This window comes from Saccharopolyspora sp. NPDC002686 (assembly GCF_040295745.1).
GTDB classification, from domain to species: domain Bacteria; phylum Actinomycetota; class Actinomycetes; order Mycobacteriales; family Pseudonocardiaceae; genus Saccharopolyspora; species Saccharopolyspora oryzae.
On record NZ_JBEOVY010000123.1, the window covers coordinates 1 to 19936 of the forward strand.

The window sequence follows — 19936 nt, forward strand, 5'->3', positions numbered from 1 at the left end:
CGGTGCAGCGCGGAGCGGCGGGGCGAGCGGTGGACCTGCCGCCCGGCGGCCCGAGCTGGCTCACCAGCAGCGGCGACTGGGAGCGCGAGGCCCTGGAGAAGAGCCGCGACCTGGTCTTCAAGAACACCTTCGCCGACATCGAAGCGATCCTGGCCATCGGCGCGGACAACGACACCCGCTTCGAGTTCGAGTGCTACGACATCTCGCACCTCAACAACCTCGCCCACTTCGCCTCGCGAGGCCTGGTCCGGGGCCCGCTGTTCGTGCAGTCGGTGTTCGGCCTGCTGGGCGGCATCGGCGGACACCCCGAGGACCTGATGCACATGCGCCGCACGGCCGACCGCCTCCTCGGCGACGCCTACCAGTGGTCGATCCTGGGCGCGGGCCGCAACCAGATCCCGCTGGCCACCATCGGCGCGGCCCAGGGCTCCCACGTCCGCGTCGGCCTGGAGGACTCGCTCTGGATCGGCCCGGGAGAACTGGCCAAGACCAACGCCGACCAGGTGACCCGCATCCGAACGGTCCTGGAAGCCCTCAACCTCGAGGTCGCCACCCCCGACGAAGCCCGCGAAATCCTCCACCTCAAGGGCAAGGACAAGGTCGGCTTCTGAGTCGTGCTGCGGGCCGGAGCCGGGCGCAGGCTCCGGCCCGCGGCGACCGCGCGGGGATCAGCTGCGTCGAGCTACTGCGCTTCGGCGGGCTTGACGACCAGGTAACCATGGCTTCGCGATGCGGGCAGGACGTCGCTGTTGGCCTGGACCAGGTATTCCACCAGCGGCGTTGAGACGTGGTAGCAGGCCGACGACGACCGCACGTCGAAGAGGTTGGGGCTGTCCAGGAAGAACGGGAGTTCGGCCAAGAGGTAGTCCATGCCCGCTCGCACCCCCTCCGGCGTGCAGCGGCCGTCAGCGCACTTCCCCGCCAGGTAGCGGCGGACCATGTCTTCGCAGACCGAGGCGAACTGCGGGTTCCGGGCCAGCTCCTCCTCGGCCCGGCGCCGGACCGCCCGGTAGGCGTCCTCCTGGAGGAACTCGGACAGGGGGCGCACTCGCACGCGGTCGGCGGTGGAGCCGAGGCTCTCCACGACGCGCCGGAGCTTGCGCCGCATGTCCCGCAGCCTGGACTTGACCAGCCGCGATGCCTCGTGGGCGGTCAAACCGCTGCTGATCAGCGTTCCCTCGATGCAGGTGTCGACGTACATCACGTCGATCCGGTCGAAGAAGTGGCCCGCCCACCGGGCCAGGGAGGTCAGGCGTTCCTGGGAGAAGTAGCTGTTGCCGGTGCTGACCCCGATCAGGACGTGCTCGCCCCGTTCCCAGATCTCGCGGCACCGGGCGCTGATGGGCTCGACTTCGAAACCGTGCACAGGGCCCGTCTGCAGGTTGGTCTTCATCGCCTCTCCGTCCTGTCGTGTCACCGCGCACGAGTCCTCACGGGGCGTGCTCGACGGGCGGTGCAGCTGCCTGGAGCGCTTCAACCACCTCTTGGCACAGGTCATCCAGCAGCGCTGCGAAGTCGTGCTGCGCGGGAGGACCGTCGAAGAGCGCGGCCAGCCGGGCGCGCACGGAAGCCAGCGAGGGGCCGTCCCCGCCGCAGCAGTCCAGCAGCTCCAGGGAGCGCCGCGCTCCTTCGAGGAGGCGGTACACGACGTACTCGGGCGTCTCCTCGACCTGGCGCCGACCGCTGCTCAGCAAGTAGGCCGCGAGCAGCACCACTTCCTCACGCAGGTGCACCGGTTCCGGACGCTGTTCGGCCCCAGGTTTCATCTCTCACGACCTCTCCTCTGTTCCGGCGTTGCGAGCGCCGCGGTTCCTGAGCCGGGTGCCCCACCGGGACCACCAGGACGGGAGCCAGGTGGTCCGGCAGGTGCAGCAGAGCACGGACGGGTTTCGCCAGGAAGCTGCTGACCGGGCACCCGCCGAGCCCGAGCGCGTGCGCGGCGAGCAGGAAGTTCTCGACCGCCATCGCGACGCAGAGCACTCCGACGTCCGGCATGCGGGCGTCGTCCGGCGCCCGTCCGGTGTCGAAACACGCGACCAGGATCAGTGGGGGGACGCCGATGATCCCCGGAGCGAACGCCCGGATGCGGCGCACCAGCACCGGGTTCCGGACCACGACGAAGCCCCACGCCTGCTTGTTGGACGCGGTGGGGGCCGCGAGCATCGCGTCGACCATCCGGTCCACCGACTCGTCGTCGATCGTTTCAGCGGTGTAGGCGCGAACTGCGCGGCGGGTCCGGATGGTCTCGAAGACGTCCAGCCGCCCCTGCGACGGGATTGCGCGGCGTGGCAGGACGTCCGACATGTGGCCGGCGCTCACGGGCCACCCCTCCTTCACGTGTTGATGGGGAGTTCGGACTGGTGGCTGGGCACGTCCTCGGCACGCGGCCGACTCCGCCGCACGATCGGAGTTCGGCGCGCGCTCGAGGTCCTGAGGTGGACGAGTGGAAGTGGTCGTTGCGCTCCCGGTGTTCGACCGGGTTCCCGGGCACCGCTACCGCGGGTGCGAGTTCCGTTGGCACGCTGCGGAAACCGCCGGGTCAGACGTGAAACGACCTGGAGCGTGAGGGACGACGTTGCACCATTCGAAGGTGGCACACGCGGGATGGCGCTGCGCGGCGAAGGCTTCAGCGTCACCCGATTGACTCCGCAAACAGATAGAACCTTTCAAGTTTCCCACCATTCCCGGACCAGCCAAGCCGATCTGGTCCACATTGGATGGTCAAGACCGGGACCGTCCGACTGAGTTCGGCTCTCACCCGTACCGGTCGTCCTGCACGCGCACCGGAGCGGGAGGGGGCCCCGCGACTGCTAGCCTCCGGTCGATCCCGCCCTCTTCCGCGAAACCCCGTTCGCCCGGCAGGCGAGAAGGAGAACCACCATGTCGACGAACGCGGATATCGTCCGGTTCTCGTACTCGGCATTCCGCCACGGGGACATCGATGCGGCGTTCAACGCGTTCGCCCCGGACATCGAATGGACCTCCCCTACCGGAATGTCCGATTTCGGCCTCGGTGGCACCATCCGCGGCCACGACGACGTCCGGACGTTCCTGGCCCGCGCTAACAGCACCTTCAGCGAGGTGCACGTCGAGCCGCACGAGTTCGTCGAATCCGCTGACCGGATCGCGGTGTTCGGCGAGCACCGCCTGCGGGGAACTCGCGGCGGCCGGTCCTGCACCGTCCCGTTCGCCCATTCCTGGCGCCTCGACGACGGCAAGGCCACCCACTTCCAAGACCTGCACGACGTTTCCGAGGTTCGCCGGATCCTGCGCCACGACGACGAACCGCCGAACTCGCCGGAAGGGATCATCCAGCTCGGCCTCGGCTTCTGGCGCTCCAAGGCGGTGCTCGCCGCGGTGCGACTAGGCGTGTTCACCGCGCTGGCCGGTCGGCCCCTCGAACTCGCCGAACTGCGTGCCGGCACCGGCGTCCACGAGCGCGGCGCACGCGACTTCTTCGACTCGCTGGTAGCGCTCGGCTTGCTCCACCGGGACGGCTCGGTGTACCGCAACGCCCCGGCCGCCGAGGAGTTCCTCGACTCCGGCAAGCCCCACCAGTACGTCGGCGGGGTGCTCGAAGAAGCGGAGTCCCAGTGGTACCCGGCGTGGGCGCACCTCGTCGAAGCACTCACCGACGGCGTTCCGCAGTGGGTCGTCACCGGTGAGCAGGAGAACGCCTTCGACGAGATCTACCTGGAGCCGGACCAGCTGCGCAGGTTCGAACGAGCGATGATCGGGGGCCTCGTGCCGGTCATGCGCACGCTCCCCGAAAGGTTTCCCTGGCAGCAGCACCGCACGGTTGCCGACATCGGCTGCTGCGGCGGAGCACTGCTGGCCAGTGTGCTCGTGCGCCATCCCCACCTGACCGCCACCGGCTTCGACCTCCCCGCGCTGGCGCCGCTGTTCGCCGATACCGCCGCGCGCCACGGGCTGGAAGACCGGATGCGGTTCACCGCGGGGAGCTTCCTCACCGATCCGCTCCCGGCAGCGGACGTCCACGTGTTCGGCCACGTCCTGCACAACTGGGACCTCGACACCAAGCGGATGCTGCTGCGCAAGTCCTTCGAAGCGCTACCCCCGGGCGGAACCGCGGTGATCTACGAGACGCTGATCGACGACGAGCGGCGCCACCACGTCTTCGGCCTGATGATGAGCCTGCACATGCACGTCCTCAGCCCGGGCGGCTACGACTACACCGGTGCGGACTGCCAGGAATGGCTCGGCGGAGCCGGGTTCCGGACGTCTCGCGTCGAGCACCTCACCGGACACGAGTTCGTGGTCATCGGCGTCAAGTGACCGGCTCCCCGGGGCGGCGGGACCGTCACGGGTGGTCCGCGTGGTCGTCCGGTGCCGCGGTGCCGAGGACGTAGGTCATCCAGAACAGGGGCCCCGGGCTGAAGCCGAACCGGCGCACGGATCCGAGCGCGAACCCGGCCCCCTCGATCTCGCTCGCGGTGTCGCGGTGGAGCTCGCAGCCGCCGCACAACCGCCGCCAGATCGGCGCGATCCCCTCCTGGAACGCTCCGACCAGCCGGCGACTCGACCGGACGTGTTCGAGGAAGTGCACCTTCCCCTGCGGTCGCAGCACCCGCCGGATCTCGCGCAGAGCACTCGCCGGGTCGGGGACCGAGCACAGCACCTGGCACAGGACGACACCGTCGAAGCTGCTGCTCTCACCAGGCAGGGCATCGGCGTGCCCGGGAACGACTCGAACGGGGACCGGCGCCGAGGCCGCGTTGCGCTCCGAGTGCACGCGGAGCTCGTCGTTGGGTTCCACCGCGACCACTTCGGTGACCGACGCCGGGTAGTGCTGGAAGTTGCGCCCGTTTCCCGAACCTATCTCGAGGACCCTTCCGGTGGTCCCGGAAACCAGCCTCCGCCGGTGTTCCACAGCACCGCGGCGATCCGCGATCTCGCTGACGCGGACCCAGAAGCGACCGAAGCGGGGGTGCTGGAACCGACGCAGTTCCGGGGGCCGGTCACCGCTTGCCGAGGATGCGCTCATTCTTTTGTTGTACTGCCTCGACATCGCACCTGCGCCCCCAGCAGGGCAGAAGCCAACCTGGCCGTGGCCCCGATTCACACGACTGCGTGCACCCAGCACCTGGCGGTGGTCAGAGGGACATCAGGTCTTGGCCGACGATGACTTTTCCGGTGTAGTCGCGCTGGGCTTCTTCGCGCCAGACGTCATCGGGGACTTCGGGGTCGCTCGGCACGAAGTGGCTCAGCACCAGGGTCGGGACTCCGGCGCTCTCGGCGATGGCGCCGACTTCCGAGACCGAGGTGTGCGAGTCGAGCAGGTGCCGGCGCAGCCGCGCCCCGTTGGTGCGGGCGAGCAGCGGTTCGATGCTCGGGACGTGCATGACTTCGTGGACGAGGACGTCGGCACCGGTGGCGAGGTCGACGAGCTGCTGGCAGGGGGCCGTGTCGCCGGAGATGACGATCGAGCGGTCCTCGGTGTCGATCCGGTAGGCCAGCGCGTCCATCGGCGGGTGGTGCACCCGCGTCGCCGAGATGCGCACGCGGTCGTCCTCGTACACCGGGCCCGGGCCGTGCACGTCCTCGGGGACGATCAGCTCGGCGAAGTCCGGGCGTCCTTCGTCGGCGATCCTGGTGGTGACGTCGGTGTCGGCGTAGCGGGCGAAGGCGGCCATCATCTCGGTCAGCGGCGGCGGACCGTACAGGCGGACCGGTTGGCGCAGGTCGGCGCACCAGGCCAGGTGCACGACCGTGCCCAGGTCGACGTTGTGGTCGGAGTGGTGGTGCGTCACGCACGCGGCGGTCAGCGAGCGCAGCGGGATGTCGGCGGCCACGAGCTGGCGGGCGACTCCGTTCCCCGCGTCGATCAGGTACGTGCGGTCGCCGACCACGATCGCCTGGGCCGGTGCGCTGCGGTTGCGCTTGGGCGTCGGGCCGCCGGCCGTTCCCAGCAGGACGAGCTCGGTGCTGTGCAAGGTGAACCCCTGATTCCGTTGCTAGCGAACGTGTTTGAGGAATTCCTTCACCCGCGGGTGGCCGGGTGATTCCAGGACCCGCTCCGACGGTCCGGTTTCGACGACCTCACCGCCGTCGAGCACCGCGGTCAGGTGCGCGACGTCCCGCGCGAAGCCGATCTCGTGGGTGACCACGACCATGGTCATGCCATCGGCAGCGAGATCGCGCATCACCGCGAGCACCTCGCCCACCAGCGCGGGGTCGAGCGCTGAGGTGGGTTCGTCGAACAGCATCAGCTTCGGGTCGGTGGCCAGGGCGCGGGCGATCGCCACCCGCTGCTGCTGCCCGCCGGACAACGCGCTCGGGTAGACGTCGATCTTGTCCCGCAAGCCGACGCGGTCGAGCAGTTCGAGCGCCCGCTGCCGGGCCGCGGACTTGCTGAGCTTGCGCAGCGTCGTCGGGGCGAGCGCGATGTTCTGCGCGACCGTCAGGTGCGGGAACAGGTTGAACTGCTGGAAGACCATGCCGATGCGTTGACGTTGGCGGACGATCCGCCGCCCCGGCAGCTCGTGCAGCACGCCGTTGCGCTCGACGTGACCGATCAGTTCGCCGTCGAGCCGGATCCGGCCGCCGTCCACGCGTTCCAAGTGGTTGATGCAGCGCAGGAAGGTGCTCTTGCCGGAGCCGGAAGGCCCCAGCAGGCACATGACCTTGCCCCGCGGCACCGAGAGCGACACTCCATTGAGGACGTTCAGCTCACCGAACCGCTTGTGCAGGTCGACCGCTTCGAGCATGGGAGATTCCGAGCTCATGAGTGCACCTTCCGCGCGCTGCGCGCCAGCCGTCGTTCCAGGACCGTCTGCGCGATGGTCGCCAGTCCGGTGATCAGCAGGTACCACAGCGAGGCGATGACCAGCAGTTCCAGGATGCGCAGGTTCGAGGCGGCGATGTTCTGCGCCTCGGTGAGCAGGTCTCCCCCGGCGATGACCGAGACCAGCGAGGTCATCTTCAGCATCGTCACGAACTGGCTGCCGGTCGGTGGCACCACCACCTTGAGCGCTTGGGGCGCGATGACCTTGCGGAAGGTCTGGAAACCGTTGAGCCCCAACGCGGTCGAGGCCTCGGTCTGCCCCCTGTCGATCGAGCCGACACCCGCGCGCACGATCTCGGCCATGTAGGCCGCTTCGTTCAGCGACAGGGCGAGCACCGACGCGACGAACGGTGTGATCAGCGCGTTGGTCTCCCAGCTGGTGAGGACTTCACCGGTGAACGGCCACACCAGGTCCACCCGGTCGTAGAACAGCGCGATGTTGCCCCAGAAGAGGATCTGCACCAGCAGCGGCACCCCGCGCACCACGGTGACGTACCCGACGGAGATGGCCCGCAGCACCGGGTTCCGCGACAGCCGCATGAGCGCCAGGGCGGTGCCGAGCACGACCCCGATCGCCATCGACACGATCGCCAGCAGGACGGTGCTGCGCAGCCCGGCCAGGATGGTGTCGGCGGTCAGGAACCGCGCGATGGTGGCGTGGTCCAGCGCCGGGTTCTGGTACAGCGACACCAGCACGAACCCGACCGCGACCGCCACCGCGATGCCGGACAGCCACCGGCCCGGGTGCCGTTTGCGCGCGACCGGGTCGGCGATCGCCCGATCGCCCCGGTGCTTCGCGGTCAACGTCGCCGTTCCGCCGCTCATCGGATGACCTCCTGGCCGTTGACCACGGGTTTCTGCAGCGCGAGATCGCCGAGGCCGTACTGGTCGACCAGGCGCGCGAGGGAACCGTCGGAGAACATCCCGCCGAGGGTCGCGATGAGGGCATCGCGGAGTTCGGTCTTGTCCTTCGCGGTGATGATGCCGATGGGTTGGCGCTGGTGCTGGCCTGAACCGGCGGTGTCGAAGAGCTGCCCGCCTTCCGCGGTGTCGGCGATGTAGCGCAGCACCGGGGTGTTGCCCAGGAACGCGGCCACCCGCCCGCTCTGCACCTGCAACCGCGCGTCGGCCGGGTTGTTGAGCTGCTGCACGTCCAGCGGTGGCTTCCCGGATGCGGCGCACTTGCCCGAAGTCTCCTCGGCCAGCGCGAGTTGCACCCCGCCGCGCACGACCGCGACCGCACGACCGCACAAATCACCGACGTCGCCGAGCCCCAGCGGGTTTCCCTGCGGGACCAGCATCGTGGTGGCCTGGTCGAGGTAGTCGACGAAGTCGACGAGCCGGCGGCGTTCTTCGGTGTCACCGATGAGGTCCATCGCCACGTCGGCCTTGCCGGACTGCACCGCCGGGATCAGCCCGGCGAACGGGTACTGCTCGAACCGGACCTGCACACCCAGCCTGCGGCCGAGCTCCTCGGCGATGTCCTTGTTCAGCCCGCGGACCGTCTTGCCGTCGCTGTCGAGGTAGCCGAGCGGCGGACTGGCCAGCTGACCGGCCACGACGATCACACCGCGCTGGCGGATCTCGTCCGGCAACCGAGCAGGTCCGCTCGGCACCGACACGCCCTGCTGGTCCTTGCCTCCCGCTGCCCGCGGCACGAGACACCCGCTGAGCAGCGCAGCGCACGCTGCGAGCACGGCGAGGACCACGACCGGGCGGGTCGATCGGTGGCGGGAATTCGGCGACCAAGCGCCCATGTGGGTCCCCTCGTCCGCTGAGATTTTCGGAGAGCGAAAAGGCTTGCGCTGGACGAATTCACACTGAGTGCTGCACAGTGCACTGTCAAGGCGGTGCCCGCGAGATGGGACGGTCTTGCCCCGGAACACGGAGCGGAGCACGAGATGAGCCAACGAGGAACGAACCACGACGCCGGCGACGGGCTTTTCGTGCGTTCCCTGGAACGCGGCCTCGCGGTCCTCCGCGCCTTCGACGGGCGACCTCCCCAGCTGTCGCTGTCCGAGGTCGCCGCCCGCGCAGGCATGTCACCCGCTGCGGCGCGGCGCTACCTGCACACCTTCGTCGAGCTCGGCTACCTGGCAGTGCGCGGACGGTCCTTCGTCGCGCAGCCCAAGCTGGTCGAACTCGCCTACCCGTACTACGCGACGGCAGCGTTCACCCGCCCCGTGGAGACCGAGCTGGAGAAGCTCGCGGCCGAGCTCCACGAATCGTGCGCGTTGACCGTCCGCAATGGACACCACGTCACGAACGTGCTGTCCGCCAACGCGCACCGGGAACTGGCCGTGCAGGTCCAGCTCGGCCGAAGCCTGCCCGCGTACTGCACCGCCATGGGTCGAGTGCTGCTTTCCGCTCTCCCACCGGAGGAGGTCCGCACGATCCTGGAGGCGACCGACCGCGTCCACCACACGGCGAACACCGTGACCGACCTGGACGAACTCCTCGCCACCGTCGAACGTGCCCGCAACGACGGCTATGCGCTGGGCGACGAGGAGTTCCAGGTCGGGATCAGATCGGTCGCCGTCGGCGTTCGCGACGCCTCCGGGACGGTGGCCGCGGCGCTCAGCGTCAGCGCAGTCGCCTCGCGGGTTTCCACGGCCACCCTCGTCGACACCCTGCTCCCGAAGCTGCGGGACGCCGCGTCGAGCGTGGAAGTCCACCTCGCCACCGGAACCGACCGGTGAGCGGCTACCTGGTCTCCCCGGCGAGGTCGACGGTTCGGCCTTCCCGGGTGGCCAGCACGGAGGCCGCGGAGATCAGGAAGGACAGCGCCCACACCAGAGCGATCAGCCACAGGTCGCCGCCAGCCGCGAGCACCAGGCCGGAGGCGATCACCGGGGTGAACCCGGCGCCGAGGGTCGAGGCGGTCTGGTAGGCCAACGACGCACCGGTGTAGCGCATCCGGGTCGGGAACAGCTCGGCGACGAACGCGCCGAACGGTCCGAAGATCACGCCCTGGACGATGCCGTTGGCCAAGAAGAGGCCGATCGCGAACCCCCACAGCGTGCCCGTCTGCAGCAGCAAGACGATCGGGTAGGCCAGCACCGCACCGGCGAGCATGCCGACCAGCATCACCGGCTTGCGGCCGAACCGGTCGGACAGGCGCGCGGCGAACCAGATCCCGACGACGGTCAGCGCGGCCCCGACCGCCTTGACGTTGAGCACGCCGGTCCGGTCGACCCCCAGGTCGATCGCGTAGGCCACCGCCCACACCGTCATCAGCCCTTGCACGGTGTAAGAGCTCATGCCGGCGACGATGCCGAGCACCAGGTTGCGCGGGTACTGCGTGACGACCTCCAGCAGCGGGATCTTCCGGCGTTCGGCCTTGGACTCCAGCTCCAGGAACAGCGGCGTCTCGGACACCTTCAACCGGATCAGCAGGCCGATGGCGATCAGCGCGGTGCTGAGCAGGAACGGCACCCGCCAGCCCCAGCTGAGGAACTCCGCGTCCGGCAGCGTCGAGAACGCCGACACCACCAGGGTCGCGAGCACGGCACCGGCGGGACCGCCCATGTTGGCGAAGCTCGCCGCGAACCCCCGTCGCGTCGACGGGGCGTGTTCGAGCGCCACCAGCATCGCGCCACCCCATTCGCCACCGACGGCCAAGCCCTGCACCAGCCGCAGCACGACCAGCAGGGTGGGCGCCGCGACGCCGATCTGGGCGCCGGTCGGCAGCACGCCGATCGCGGTGGTGGCCGCACCCATCAGCACCATCGACACGATCAGCACGCCCTTGCGGCCGAGGCGGTCGCCGAAGTGGCCGAAGATCGCACCGCCGAGCGGCCGCGCGAGGTAGCCGACCGCCAGCGTGCTGAACGAGGCGAACAGGCCCACCGCGGGTGGCATCCCGGCGAAGAACAGCTTGCCGAACACCAGGCTGGCGGCGGTCGCGTACAGGATGAAGTCGTAGAACTCGATGGCGCTGCCGATGAAGCTCGACGCCAGGATGCGCCGCATCTCCCGGGTGCCGAGGCTGTCCGATGTGGACTCCCGGCCGGTCGGGGCGGCGGTCTGCGGATTCACGATGCGGACACCTTCCTGTGCGGGGCGACGGAGGCCGGCGCGCCGAACGGAAGCACGTCGAGGTCGTCGGGGACGATGAAGGTGCCGTGGCACCGCGCGGCCGCGGAGTCCCACACCGATCGCGGGGCGGTGCCGGGCACCAGGTGGTGCAGGGCCAATGCCCCGGCGCCTGCGGCGTTGGCGATGTCCACCGCCTGCTCCGGGCTGGTGTGCGACTTGGTGTGGTGGTCGATCGAGGCCTGCGCGGTCGGGCCACCTCCCGCGTAGGTGCGGTGCACCCAGTCGAAGTCGATCGCCTCGTGCAGCAGCAGATCGGTGCCGCGGGCGAGGCGGACCAGGTTCTCGCACGGCGCGGTGTCGCCGGAGATGGTGGCGGAGCCGTGCGCGGTGTCGAAGCGGAACGCGAACGCCGGCGCGATCGGCGGGTGGCGCACGAGGGTGGCCGTGACGGTGACCAGGTCGTCCGCGTAGATCTCGAACGGCTCCATGCCGTCCGGCGTCGGGTTGTCGTTCGGGTGGTAACCGGCGCTCTCCGGAATGCGGATGTCCTCGGCCAGGAAGTGGTCGAGCGGACTGGGCCGCAGCGCGTCGAGCACGCGGTCGTTCAGGTCGGTGGCGTGGGCGGCCATCAGGTGGTGGAACATCGCCGCCGTGCCCGGCGTCGGCTGCTCGGGGAACACCGGGGACGGCGGCACCACCGCTCGGGGCGCGACGGGCGGCAGCGCGGCGCGGTCGCCCGGTCCGATGATCCGGATCGGGTCCTGCCCCTCGGCCAGCGCGAACATGCCGAAGATGGCCAGGCTCGCCAGGTCGACGGTGTGGTCGGAGTGCAGGTGCGTGAGGAACACCGCGCGCAGCGAGCTGATCGGGATGCCGGCGAGGTTCAGCTGCCGCCCGACGCCGTGGCCGGCGTCGACGAGGTAGGCGCGGTCACCGACGAGGACTGCAGTGGCGATGCCGGAGCGCTTGCCCGCGTCCGCGCCCGACCACCAGCGGGGACCTCCTGCGGTGCCGAGGGTGACGACCCTCGGGCGCGGATCGGAGGAGCTGCGGAGGTCGCGGATTGTGGTGTCGGTCATGCCGAAGATTGGAAGCCACGCCACCGATCGGCACAAATACCGAATTTCGCGCCTGACGATAGAAGGAGTCTATGGCTCTTGGTCGAGCAGGAGCTCCTGGAACGCTTTCGCGGCCGGGGACAGCTTGCCCGGACGGCGGAAGAGGTCGATCCGGCGGTTCAGCACCGGATCCATCGAGCACAGCACTGCCCCTTCGAGTTCGGCCAGTCGCGCGAGGGGACGCGGCAGCGCGGCGCATCCGGCGCCGGCGACCACCAGGTGCAGGGCGGACTCGCGGTGGCCGACTTCCACCACGATGTTGGGCTCGACGCCTCGGCGTTCGCCTTCGACCCGCAGGAGGTCCCGCACCAGGGTGCCCGCCAGCCCGGTCACGACATCCATGGTGAGCAGGTCGTCGACGGTGATGCGCCCGTCCGGCGGCGGGGTGCTGCCCGGCGGCAGGGCGACGACGAGTTCCTGCTCGGCGATCGGGACGCTCTCCAGGTCCTCGCTCGGACCCGGCACCGCGTCGGCGAAGCCGAGTTCGGCTTCCCCGGTGCGCACGGCCGCGCGCACGTCCTCTTCGGACTCCGGCTGGTACAGCCGCACCTGGACCTTCGGATGGCGGGCGCGGAACCGGCCGATCGCGGCGGCCAGCGGATCCAGCGCGAGCGTGGGCAGCGTGACCAGGTCCAACCTGCCCGCCATCAGCCCGGTCACCTCGCGCACCGCGGCCCGCCCGGTCTCCATCTCCCGCAACGCCCGGCGGGCGAAGTCGATCAGCGCGGCACCGGCGGCGGTGAGCCGCACGCGGCGGGGCAGCCGGTGGAAGAGTTCCGCACCCAGTTCCCGTTCGAGGACCTTGATCGAGTGGGAGAGGGAGGGTTGGGCCACGTGCAGCGCCGCGGCGGCTGCGGTGAACCCGCCGTGGTCCACCACTGCGAGGAAGTACTCGAGCTGACGTCGTTCCACGCCCCCACGCTAGTCATCGCCCGCTGCGGTCGACGGCTGGTCAGTACGCGGGATCCGTGAGGCTCGGGCGTCCGCTGCAGATCGGTGTCGGGTCCGCGGTGGCGCACGGGAGGAGAACCGCCGCTGCCGCGACGAGCGCGATCACCGGGAGGGCCAGAGCCGCGGCGATTCGCCAGGAGGCCGAGCGAGCTGCTGCGCGGGGTTGGACGAGGCGCCTGACCCGCTCCGGGACGCCGGAACCGACCGCGGCGAGCGCGGCTTTCGGCACGCGGGTGGTCGAATTCCGGTTGCTCGTGGCCATCACCGCCAGGGCCCGAGCCACCGCTCGGTTCCCGTGCCGTCGGCCCGCCTGGTCGTCGGCGATCCACTCGACGAGGCGGGCGGTCTCCTGCGAAGCCGCCTTCAGCAGCGGCACGAAGGGGAACGCGCGCGCGAGGATCGCCGTCCAGCCCAGCACGAAGTGGTGCTTGCCGCGCAGGTGGGCGATCTCGTGCGCGAGGACGGCGGCGCGCTCCGCCGGTACCAGCCGACGCAGGGCGCCCGTGGTGAGCACGACGGTCGGGTCCTGCCCGGGAACGCAATAAGCGGCGGCCTGTTCGGCTTCCACGACGGCGACCGGAACTCCGTCGTGGACCGCCGAGTCCGAAGTGGACCGCAGGGTCTGCCGGTGCAGCTTGCGGTGCTGGCGGGTCTGCCGGGCGTGGCGCGCGGCGACGGTGAACAGCCTCGCCAGCACAACGGCCGAGCCGAGCAGCGCGATCGCCGCGGGCGCGTCGGCGAGGCTGTGCACTCCGACGATCGTCAGCAGTGCGCGCAAGCAGGCGTGCAGCAGTCCGGCGAGGCCGAGACCTCCGGAGAGCTGCGCCATCGCGGCGAGGCCGGCGCTGACGACCGACACGATCCAGGAGGTGGCCAGCGCCGTCCACAGGACGAGTCCGAGCCGGGGCGCCGAGGACTGCCAGCGCCGACCGGACCGCATCAGGCGGGGTCCCCACGCGGCCAGCGCCGCGGTGTAGGCGAACAGGCCGATGAGCAGCGGCGTCATCGTTCCTCCGGGGTTTCGCCGAGCAGTTCCCGCAGCATCTCGGCTTCCTCGTCGGTGATCTCGTCGACGAACTTGAGGAACGTCGCGCGCGGGCTGTTGCTGGCCGCGAGCGCTTCCCGCATCAGGAGCGCGGCGTGCTCGCTGGCCTGCAGGCGGGGGCGGTAGAACCAGACCCGGCCGATCCGGTCGCGGTCGACCCACTGCTTGCGGTGGAGGTTCTCCAGCACGGTGGCCACCGTGGTGTAGGCGAGACCGCGGTCGCGGAGGCCGTCGAGCACCTCCCGCACGCTCATCGGATCCGCCGCTTCCCACAGCAGGTTCATCACGGCCGACTCCAGCGGCCCCAGGCTGCGCATCGGAATTCTCCCTTCCGATCGGGCAGGGTAGGTCATGGTCTTCCCGCCGCGGGTACTCGGCAGCCCCGCGCCGAACGGAGCCTGGCGCGCAAAGCGAAACCCAGCAGTACGAGCGAGCCGATCGCCAGCACCGGTTGCAGCGGACCGAACCAGGTGACCGCCCCGCTGGTGCCCAAGGCGAGCACGACCAGCTTGTTGCAGGTCGGACAGCCGACGGCGAGAAACGAAAGCACCGCACCGACGACGGTGCGGCGTTGGTCCCGGGAGCGCTCCGCCGCGAGCTGCGCGCTGGGCGCGAGGTAGCTCGCGACGAGCAGCCCGGACAGCACCGCGGAGGCGATCCACACCGGATAGCTCCACCACGGCGCCTCGATCATCCGCGTGAACAGCGGATTCGGGATGAGGCCGGTCACCGCGCCGGCCACCAGCACGATGCCCGCCGCGACGAGAGCGGCGACCAGCCACTGCCGCGCCGTCCAGTCCCGCATCAGGTCCTCCGTCCGACTCGCCCGGGGTGCCCGGAACGCCCCGATGCACCGACTCTACTATGCGGGATAAGAACACTACTAAGTTCGATAGAAAAGGTGCGTGATGACCTCCAAGGGCTCGCCGGCGTTCCGGTGGGGGATCGTGGCGGTGGTCGTGGCCGCCGTCGCCGCGTTGGCGTGGGGCGCGTTCAGCGGCGGCGGGCCATCCCCCGAATCGGCCCAGCAACCCGGTGCGACGCAGCAGAACGACATGTCCGCGGCGCTCAAGGTCCTGCAGCGCCGCCAGCCCGACGACCCGTTCGCGATGGGCCGGGTCGACGCACCGGTGGTGATGATCAAGTACGAGGACTTCCGCTGCCCGTTCTGCTCGAAGTTCGCCGCCGACGTCGAACCGGAGCTGATCAAGCGGTACGTCGAGACCGGCGTGCTGCGCATCGAGTGGCGCGACTTCCCCATCTTCGGCGACGAATCCGTGGAGGTCGCCAAAGCCGCCCGGGCCGCGGGACGCCAGGGCATGTTCTGGCAGTTCCACTACGCCGCGTACGAGCGCGGCAACGGCGGGGAGAGGCCGTCCTTCCCGGAGGAGACCATCCAGCAGGTGGCCCGCGAAGCAGGCGTGCCGGACCTGGCGAAGTTCAACGCCGACCGCAACGACCCGGCGATCCTAGAGGCGATCCAGCTCGACGCCGCCGAAGGACAGGCGCTCGGCGCGTCCAGCACCCCGACCTTCATCATCAACGGCCAAGCCGTCCTCGGCGCCCAACCGCTGGACCAGTTCGTCGCGGTGATCGAGGAAGAACGGGCCAAGGCATGACGATCGGCTACTTCGGCGCGTTCCTCGGCGGCGTGCTGTCGCTGCTGAGCCCCTGTTCCGCGCTGCTCGTCCCCGCGTTCTTCGCCTACGCCTTCGCCGACCGGGTGCGCCTGCTGCTGCGCACCGGCATCTTCTACCTCGGCCTGGCCACCACCCTGGTGCCGATGGGCGTGGCCGCCGGCTCGATCGGCGCGGTGCTCAACGCACATCGCGACCTCGTCGTGCTGATCGGCGGCTGGCTCATGATCCTGCTGGGCGCGGCCCAGATCTTCGGGTTCGGCTTCGGTTCCACGGCGGCGCAACGGCTCAGCGGGCGGATCAAGATCTCCTCCGCGCTGTCGGTGTACCTGTTGGGAACCGTGTACGGGCTGGCCGGGTTCTGCGCCGGTCCCCTGCTCGGCAGCGTGCTGACGATGGCGATGACCGGCTCCAGCCCCGCCTACGGCGGGATCCTGCTGGCCATCTACGCGCTGGGCATGGCGCTGCCGCTGTTCGTCATCGCCGCCCTGTGGGACCGCTTCGACCTCGGCAGGCGCCGGTGGCTGCGCGGCCGGGAGCTGCGGCTCGGCCCCCTCCGCGTGCACAGCACGACGCTGATCTCCGGGCTGGTCTTCATCGCGCTCGGCGCGCTGTTCCTCACCACCGACGGCACCGGATCGCTCGGCGGCATCGTCGGCATCGACGCGCAGTTCGCCGTGCAGGCCTGGGTCCAGCACGCGGCGGCGCTGGTCTCCGACCAGCTGATCCTGGTGGTGCTCATCGTGCTGCTGCTGGCGGGCCTGACCTGGTACCTGCTCGCGACCCGCCGCAAACCCGAGCCGGACCCGACCCCGGAGACCTCCGACAGCCCGGAGGAATAGCGCGAGGCAGCTCTTCGGAACGCGGGGTAGCGTTCCACTGTGCAGAACAAACCGACCTACAGCATCGAGTCGGTCGACCACGCGCTCCGGTTGGCGGTCCTGTTGCAGCAGGAAGGACCGCTGGGGGTCAGCGATGCCGCGGCGCGGCTGGGTGTCGCCCGGTCGACGGCGCACCGGCTGCTGGCGATGCTCGTGTACCGCTCCTTCGCCGAGCAGCGCGATGACCGCCGGTACGCAGCCGGGCCCGTCCTGCGGTCGTGGAGCGGCGGGGACTCCGTCACCCACCTCCGGGAGATCGCCCTGCCGCACTTGCGGGCGCTGGTCCGGCGGACCGGGGAGACGGCCAACCTGATGGTGCTGCGCGGCACGCAGGTCCAGATGGTCGCGACCGCGGAATGCGATCAGGCCCTGCGCGTCGGGGACCGGGAGGGGCGGATGCTCCCCGCTCACCTCGCCTCCGGCGGGCGCGCCCTCCTCGCCCGGCTGGACCGGGCCGAGATCGACGCCCGGTACGGCGACGAGGACCGGACCGGCGTTGCCCGCGAGGTCGTCGAGCGCACGATCCGCCAGACCCGCCGGCGCGGGTTCGCGATCAACGACCAGTCGACCGAGGCCGGGCTCACGGCGATCGGCCAGGCGGTGGGCGATCCCGCGCAGGGCCTCCCGGCTGCGCTCTCGGTGGCGATGCCCACCGCGCGCTACCACCGGCGCATGCTGCCCGATCTCGCCGCCGCGCTGGACGAAGCCGCCCGCGCGGTGGCGCAGGACCTCCACAACGATTCTTGAGAGCAGAACAATCTGTCCCTCCTCGCACACCCACCGCACGATGGACGAACAGACCCCCCGCAGTCAGCGGTAACCACCACCGCCCTGGGATGTCCGACGTCCAGAGGAGCCCGAACAGTGCAGTTCTACCTCGACGGCTACGAGCCCGGAGACCCGTTCGTCAAGCACCCGCACCCATCGCTGGCCGAGCGCGGTGCGGAGCTGCCGGACACCGCCGATGTCGTGATCATCGGATGCGGTCCGGCCGGGCTGGTCCTGGCCGCCCAGCTGGCCGAGTTCCCCGAGATCCGCACCGTGATCGTCGACCGGCGGGACGGGCCGCTGGAGGTCGGCCAGGCCGACGGCGTCGCGTGCCGGACGGTGGAGATGTTCGAGGCGTTCGGCCTGGCCGACCAGCTCGTCCACGAGGGCTACCAGGTCAACGAGGTGACCTTCTGGCGGCCCGACCCGCAGGACACCTCCTCGATCGTGCGCACCGGCCGCATCGACGACGTCGAGGAAGGCCTGTCCGAGATGCCGCACATGATCGTCAACCAGGCGCGGATGCTGGCCTACCTGCGCGACCACATGCGCCGCTCCGCCACCCGGGCCGAGCCCTTCTACGGGCTGCACGCCACCGACGTGCGCGTCGACCCCGACACCACCGCCGAGCACCCGGTCGAGGTGACCCTGCAGCACGTCGAGGGCTTCGAGCCGACCGGGAAGACCTCGACGATCCGCGCCCGGTACGTCGTCGGCTGCGACGGCTCGCGCAGCGGCACCCGGGAAGCCATCGGCCGCCGGCTGGAGGGCGACGCGACGAACCAGTCGTGGGGTGTGCTGGACGTCCTCGCCGTCACCGACTTCCCCGACATCCGGCTCAAGTCCGCCATCCACTCCGAGCAGGGCAGCATCCTGATCATCCCGCGCGAGGGCGGGTACCTGGTCCGGCTCTACATCGAGCTCGACAACGACCGCGACGCGGAGATGCTCCGCAACCGCACCGCCACCCCGGAGAAGCTCGCCGCGGTCGCCAACCGCATCCTGCACCCCTACTCGATCGACGTGAAGCACGTCGGCTGGTGGGCGGTCTACGAGATCGGGCAGCGCCTCTGCGACCGCTTCGACGACGTCGACGACGACGAATCCCGGCTGCCCCGGGTCTTCATCGCCGGCGACGCCTGCCACACCCACAGCGCGAAGGCCGGTCAGGGCATGAACGTCTCGATGGCCGACGCGTGGAACCTGGGGTGGAAGCTCGGCACCGTGCTCCGCGGCACGTCCCGCCCCGAAGTCCTGCGCACCTACTCGGCCGAGCGGCAGAAGGTCGCGCAGCAGCTCATCGACTTCGACCGCGAGTTCGCCGCGATGTTCAGCGCCCGCCCGGACGGCGACGCAGATCCCGAGCGGTTCCAGCACTACTTCCGCGAGCAGGGCCGGTTCACCGCTGGTGTCTCGGTCCGCTACGAGCCCTCCGCGCTGACCGCCCGTCCGGACCACCAGCACCTGGCCGAGGGCTTCCCGATCGGGATGCGCTTCCACTCCGCACCCGTCGTCCGGCTCGCCGACGCCAAGCCGATGCACCTAGGCCACGCCGCGCGGGCCGATGGCGCGTGGCGCCTCTACGCGTTCGCCGACAGCGCCCACCCGACCGAACCCGGTTCCCTGCTCAGGGCACTCGCCGGTTTCCTGGCCTCCCCGGAATCGCCGATCGCCCGGTTTACCCCGTCCGGCGCCGACCCGGACTCGGTGCTCGACGTCCGGGCCGTGCTCCAGCAGGGACATCGCGCTGTCTCCGTGGACGACCTGCCGCCGGTGCTGCTCCCCCGCAAGGGCAAGTTCGGGCTCGTCGACTACGAGAAGGCCTTCTGCCCCGACCCGAACGCGGACATCTTCGACCTGCGCGGACTGGACCGGGAACAGGGCTGCCTAGTGCTGGTCCGGCCGGACCAGTACGTCGCGAACGTCCTCCCGCTCGACGCCCACGACGAACTCGTCGAATTCTTCCGCGGAGTGCTCGTGGAGGCATAGGTCGGCGGACGTCATCGCTGTGCGATCAGTGGTGGTACGGGGTGGACTCCCGACGCAGAGGTTCCGCTGGCGACGGGGTTGGGTTTGGGTTCAAAGCGGTAGGGGTCGGCTTGGGGTGTGTAGCAGTTTCAATCGAAATTGTCGGCGTTTTCGACGGAGCGTGCGGTGGGGTTCTGAGACAATTTCAATCGAAACTGCAGAGGTTCACCGCTGGGCGCTCCGCCGTCCGTCCTGTATCACCGGTGCACGAGCCGGTGGTGACGTGCCATCAGCTCGCGGACGCGGCAGAAGAGCACGGGTCACAGCCGGATTCGTTGGAGGTCGGTGCCGATGACGACCTTGCCGCGCAAGTTGATCGCCTCGTGTACGAGGATGTCGGAGCCGCGGGCGAGCTTCACGAGGTTGTCCGTGCAGGTGGCGTCCCCGGAGAACGTCACTGATCCGTGCGCGGTGTCGAAGCGGAACGCGAACGACGGGAACACCGGACCGTGCGGCACGAGGACCGCCGAGACCTTCACCCGGTCGTCCTCCATCACCGCCCGGTCGATGAATCGGAACAGCACGGATCTAGCTTCACGGGACGTCTTCCTCTCCGATCGCACCGCAACGGGCAGTTCGGCGCAGGTTCGACATTCGCCTGCAGCTCGGCAACGCCGTTGACCACCAGGAACGCATCCGGGGGGAGTGCTTTCAACAGCCTGGGC

Annotated in this window: 22 protein-coding genes; 7 read left to right on the plus strand and 15 right to left on the minus strand. The window is 70.0% G+C overall.

Features of this window, described 5'->3' with window-relative positions:
- Positions 1-611: beta-keto acid cleavage family enzyme (locus ABTZ89_RS18005; protein WP_351045955.1), on the plus strand; the 611-nt coding region annotated here is incomplete at its 5' end.
- A 71-nt stretch (positions 612-682) separates the two neighbouring features.
- Here ABTZ89_RS18005 and ABTZ89_RS18010 read toward each other — a convergent pair.
- Genes ABTZ89_RS18010 through ABTZ89_RS18020 form a run of 3 tightly spaced genes read right to left on the minus strand, consistent with a single transcriptional unit; the run spans position 683 to position 2319 of the window.
- Positions 683-1393, minus strand: a complete 711-nt coding sequence (locus ABTZ89_RS18010; protein ID WP_351045958.1) for a tRNA-dependent cyclodipeptide synthase — start codon at positions 1391-1393, stop codon at positions 683-685.
- Positions 1394-1430: 37 nt separating this feature from the next.
- Positions 1431-1733 carry a DUF6092 family protein gene (locus ABTZ89_RS18015; RefSeq protein WP_351045960.1) on the minus strand — a complete coding sequence of 101 codons (303 nt, stop codon included), beginning with the start codon at positions 1731-1733 and terminating at the stop codon, positions 1431-1433.
- Positions 1720-2319, minus strand: coding sequence for a nitroreductase family protein (locus ABTZ89_RS18020; RefSeq protein WP_351045962.1), 600 nt, complete (start codon positions 2317-2319; stop codon positions 1720-1722). Before ABTZ89_RS18020 ends, ABTZ89_RS18015 begins: the two co-directional genes overlap by 14 nt.
- Positions 2320-2880: 561 nt before the next feature.
- Here ABTZ89_RS18020 and ABTZ89_RS18025 point away from each other — a divergent pair.
- Positions 2881-4296 carry a methyltransferase gene (locus tag ABTZ89_RS18025; RefSeq protein WP_351045965.1) on the plus strand — a complete coding sequence of 472 codons (1416 nt, stop codon included), beginning with the start codon at positions 2881-2883 and terminating at the stop codon, positions 4294-4296.
- A gap of 25 nt (positions 4297-4321) precedes the next feature.
- Here the strand turns inward: ABTZ89_RS18025 and ABTZ89_RS18030 are convergent, their stop codons facing one another.
- From ABTZ89_RS18030 to ABTZ89_RS18050, 5 genes are all read right to left on the minus strand, one after another.
- Positions 4322-5005, minus strand: coding sequence for a class I SAM-dependent methyltransferase (locus tag ABTZ89_RS18030; protein ID WP_270947818.1), 684 nt, complete (start codon positions 5003-5005; stop codon positions 4322-4324).
- 109 nt (positions 5006-5114) lie between these two features.
- The gene (locus ABTZ89_RS18035; protein WP_351045969.1) at positions 5115-5954 is read right to left on the minus strand and encodes an MBL fold metallo-hydrolase; all 840 of its coding nucleotides are present in this window, start codon (positions 5952-5954) and stop codon (positions 5115-5117) included.
- 21 nt (positions 5955-5975) lie between these two features.
- On the minus strand, positions 5976-6746 hold the full coding sequence (locus tag ABTZ89_RS18040; RefSeq protein ID WP_351045972.1) for an amino acid ABC transporter ATP-binding protein: 771 nt from the start codon (positions 6744-6746) through the stop codon (positions 5976-5978).
- Positions 6743-7630 carry an amino acid ABC transporter permease gene (locus tag ABTZ89_RS18045; protein WP_270947821.1) on the minus strand — a complete coding sequence of 296 codons (888 nt, stop codon included), beginning with the start codon at positions 7628-7630 and terminating at the stop codon, positions 6743-6745. Before ABTZ89_RS18045 ends, ABTZ89_RS18040 begins: the two co-directional genes overlap by 4 nt.
- Positions 7627-8562, minus strand: coding sequence for an ABC transporter substrate-binding protein (locus tag ABTZ89_RS18050; protein WP_351045975.1), 936 nt, complete (start codon positions 8560-8562; stop codon positions 7627-7629). Before ABTZ89_RS18050 ends, ABTZ89_RS18045 begins: the two co-directional genes overlap by 4 nt.
- Before the next feature lie 144 nt (positions 8563-8706).
- Here ABTZ89_RS18050 and ABTZ89_RS18055 point away from each other — a divergent pair, with 144 nt between their 5' ends.
- Positions 8707-9504: an IclR family transcriptional regulator domain-containing protein gene (locus ABTZ89_RS18055; RefSeq protein WP_270947823.1), complete on the plus strand. Its 798-nt coding sequence runs from the start codon at positions 8707-8709 to the stop codon at positions 9502-9504.
- 4 nt (positions 9505-9508) lie between these two features.
- Here the strand turns inward: ABTZ89_RS18055 and ABTZ89_RS18060 are convergent, their stop codons facing one another.
- From ABTZ89_RS18060 to ABTZ89_RS18085, 6 genes are all read right to left on the minus strand, one after another.
- Positions 9509-10843 (minus strand): MFS transporter, encoded by a 1335-nt coding sequence (locus ABTZ89_RS18060; RefSeq protein WP_351045979.1) that lies wholly within the window; start codon positions 10841-10843, stop codon positions 9509-9511.
- A complete protein-coding gene (locus tag ABTZ89_RS18065) occupies positions 10840-11922 on the minus strand; it encodes an MBL fold metallo-hydrolase (RefSeq protein ID WP_351045982.1) in 1083 nt (360 codons plus the stop codon). Before ABTZ89_RS18065 ends, ABTZ89_RS18060 begins: the two co-directional genes overlap by 4 nt.
- 69 nt (positions 11923-11991) lie before the next feature.
- Positions 11992-12873, minus strand: a complete 882-nt coding sequence (locus tag ABTZ89_RS18070) for a LysR family transcriptional regulator (protein ID WP_351045985.1) — start codon at positions 12871-12873, stop codon at positions 11992-11994.
- A 40-nt stretch (positions 12874-12913) separates the two neighbouring features.
- Positions 12914-13918: a M56 family metallopeptidase gene (locus ABTZ89_RS18075; RefSeq protein WP_351045987.1), complete on the minus strand. Its 1005-nt coding sequence runs from the start codon at positions 13916-13918 to the stop codon at positions 12914-12916.
- A complete protein-coding gene (locus ABTZ89_RS18080; RefSeq protein WP_270947828.1) occupies positions 13915-14274 on the minus strand; it encodes a BlaI/MecI/CopY family transcriptional regulator in 360 nt (119 codons plus the stop codon). Before ABTZ89_RS18080 ends, ABTZ89_RS18075 begins: the two co-directional genes overlap by 4 nt.
- Positions 14275-14306: 32 nt before the next feature.
- Positions 14307-14762 (minus strand): hypothetical protein, encoded by a 456-nt coding sequence (locus ABTZ89_RS18085; RefSeq protein ID WP_270947829.1) that lies wholly within the window; start codon positions 14760-14762, stop codon positions 14307-14309.
- Between the two features lie 103 nt (positions 14763-14865).
- Here ABTZ89_RS18085 and ABTZ89_RS18090 point away from each other — a divergent pair, with 103 nt between their 5' ends.
- The 4 genes from ABTZ89_RS18090 to ABTZ89_RS18105 all read left to right on the plus strand — a co-directional run bounded on the left by ABTZ89_RS18090 (position 14866) and on the right by ABTZ89_RS18105 (position 19232).
- Entirely contained in the window at positions 14866-15576 is a 711-nt protein-coding gene (locus ABTZ89_RS18090) for a DsbA family protein (RefSeq protein WP_270947830.1), read from the plus strand.
- Positions 15573-16436: a cytochrome c biogenesis CcdA family protein gene (locus tag ABTZ89_RS18095; protein WP_351045992.1), complete on the plus strand. Its 864-nt coding sequence runs from the start codon at positions 15573-15575 to the stop codon at positions 16434-16436. Before ABTZ89_RS18090 ends, ABTZ89_RS18095 begins: the two co-directional genes overlap by 4 nt.
- 39 nt (positions 16437-16475) lie before the next feature.
- Positions 16476-17222: an IclR family transcriptional regulator gene (locus tag ABTZ89_RS18100; RefSeq protein ID WP_351045995.1), complete on the plus strand. Its 747-nt coding sequence runs from the start codon at positions 16476-16478 to the stop codon at positions 17220-17222.
- 117 nt (positions 17223-17339) lie between these two features.
- A complete protein-coding gene (locus ABTZ89_RS18105) occupies positions 17340-19232 on the plus strand; it encodes an FAD-dependent monooxygenase (protein WP_351045998.1) in 1893 nt (630 codons plus the stop codon).
- Positions 19233-19531: 299 nt separating this feature from the next.
- Here ABTZ89_RS18105 and ABTZ89_RS18110 read toward each other — a convergent pair whose 3' ends face one another.
- Positions 19532-19795 carry an MBL fold metallo-hydrolase gene (locus tag ABTZ89_RS18110; protein WP_351046001.1) on the minus strand — a complete coding sequence of 88 codons (264 nt, stop codon included), beginning with the start codon at positions 19793-19795 and terminating at the stop codon, positions 19532-19534.
- Between the last annotated feature and the right edge of the window lie 141 nt (positions 19796-19936).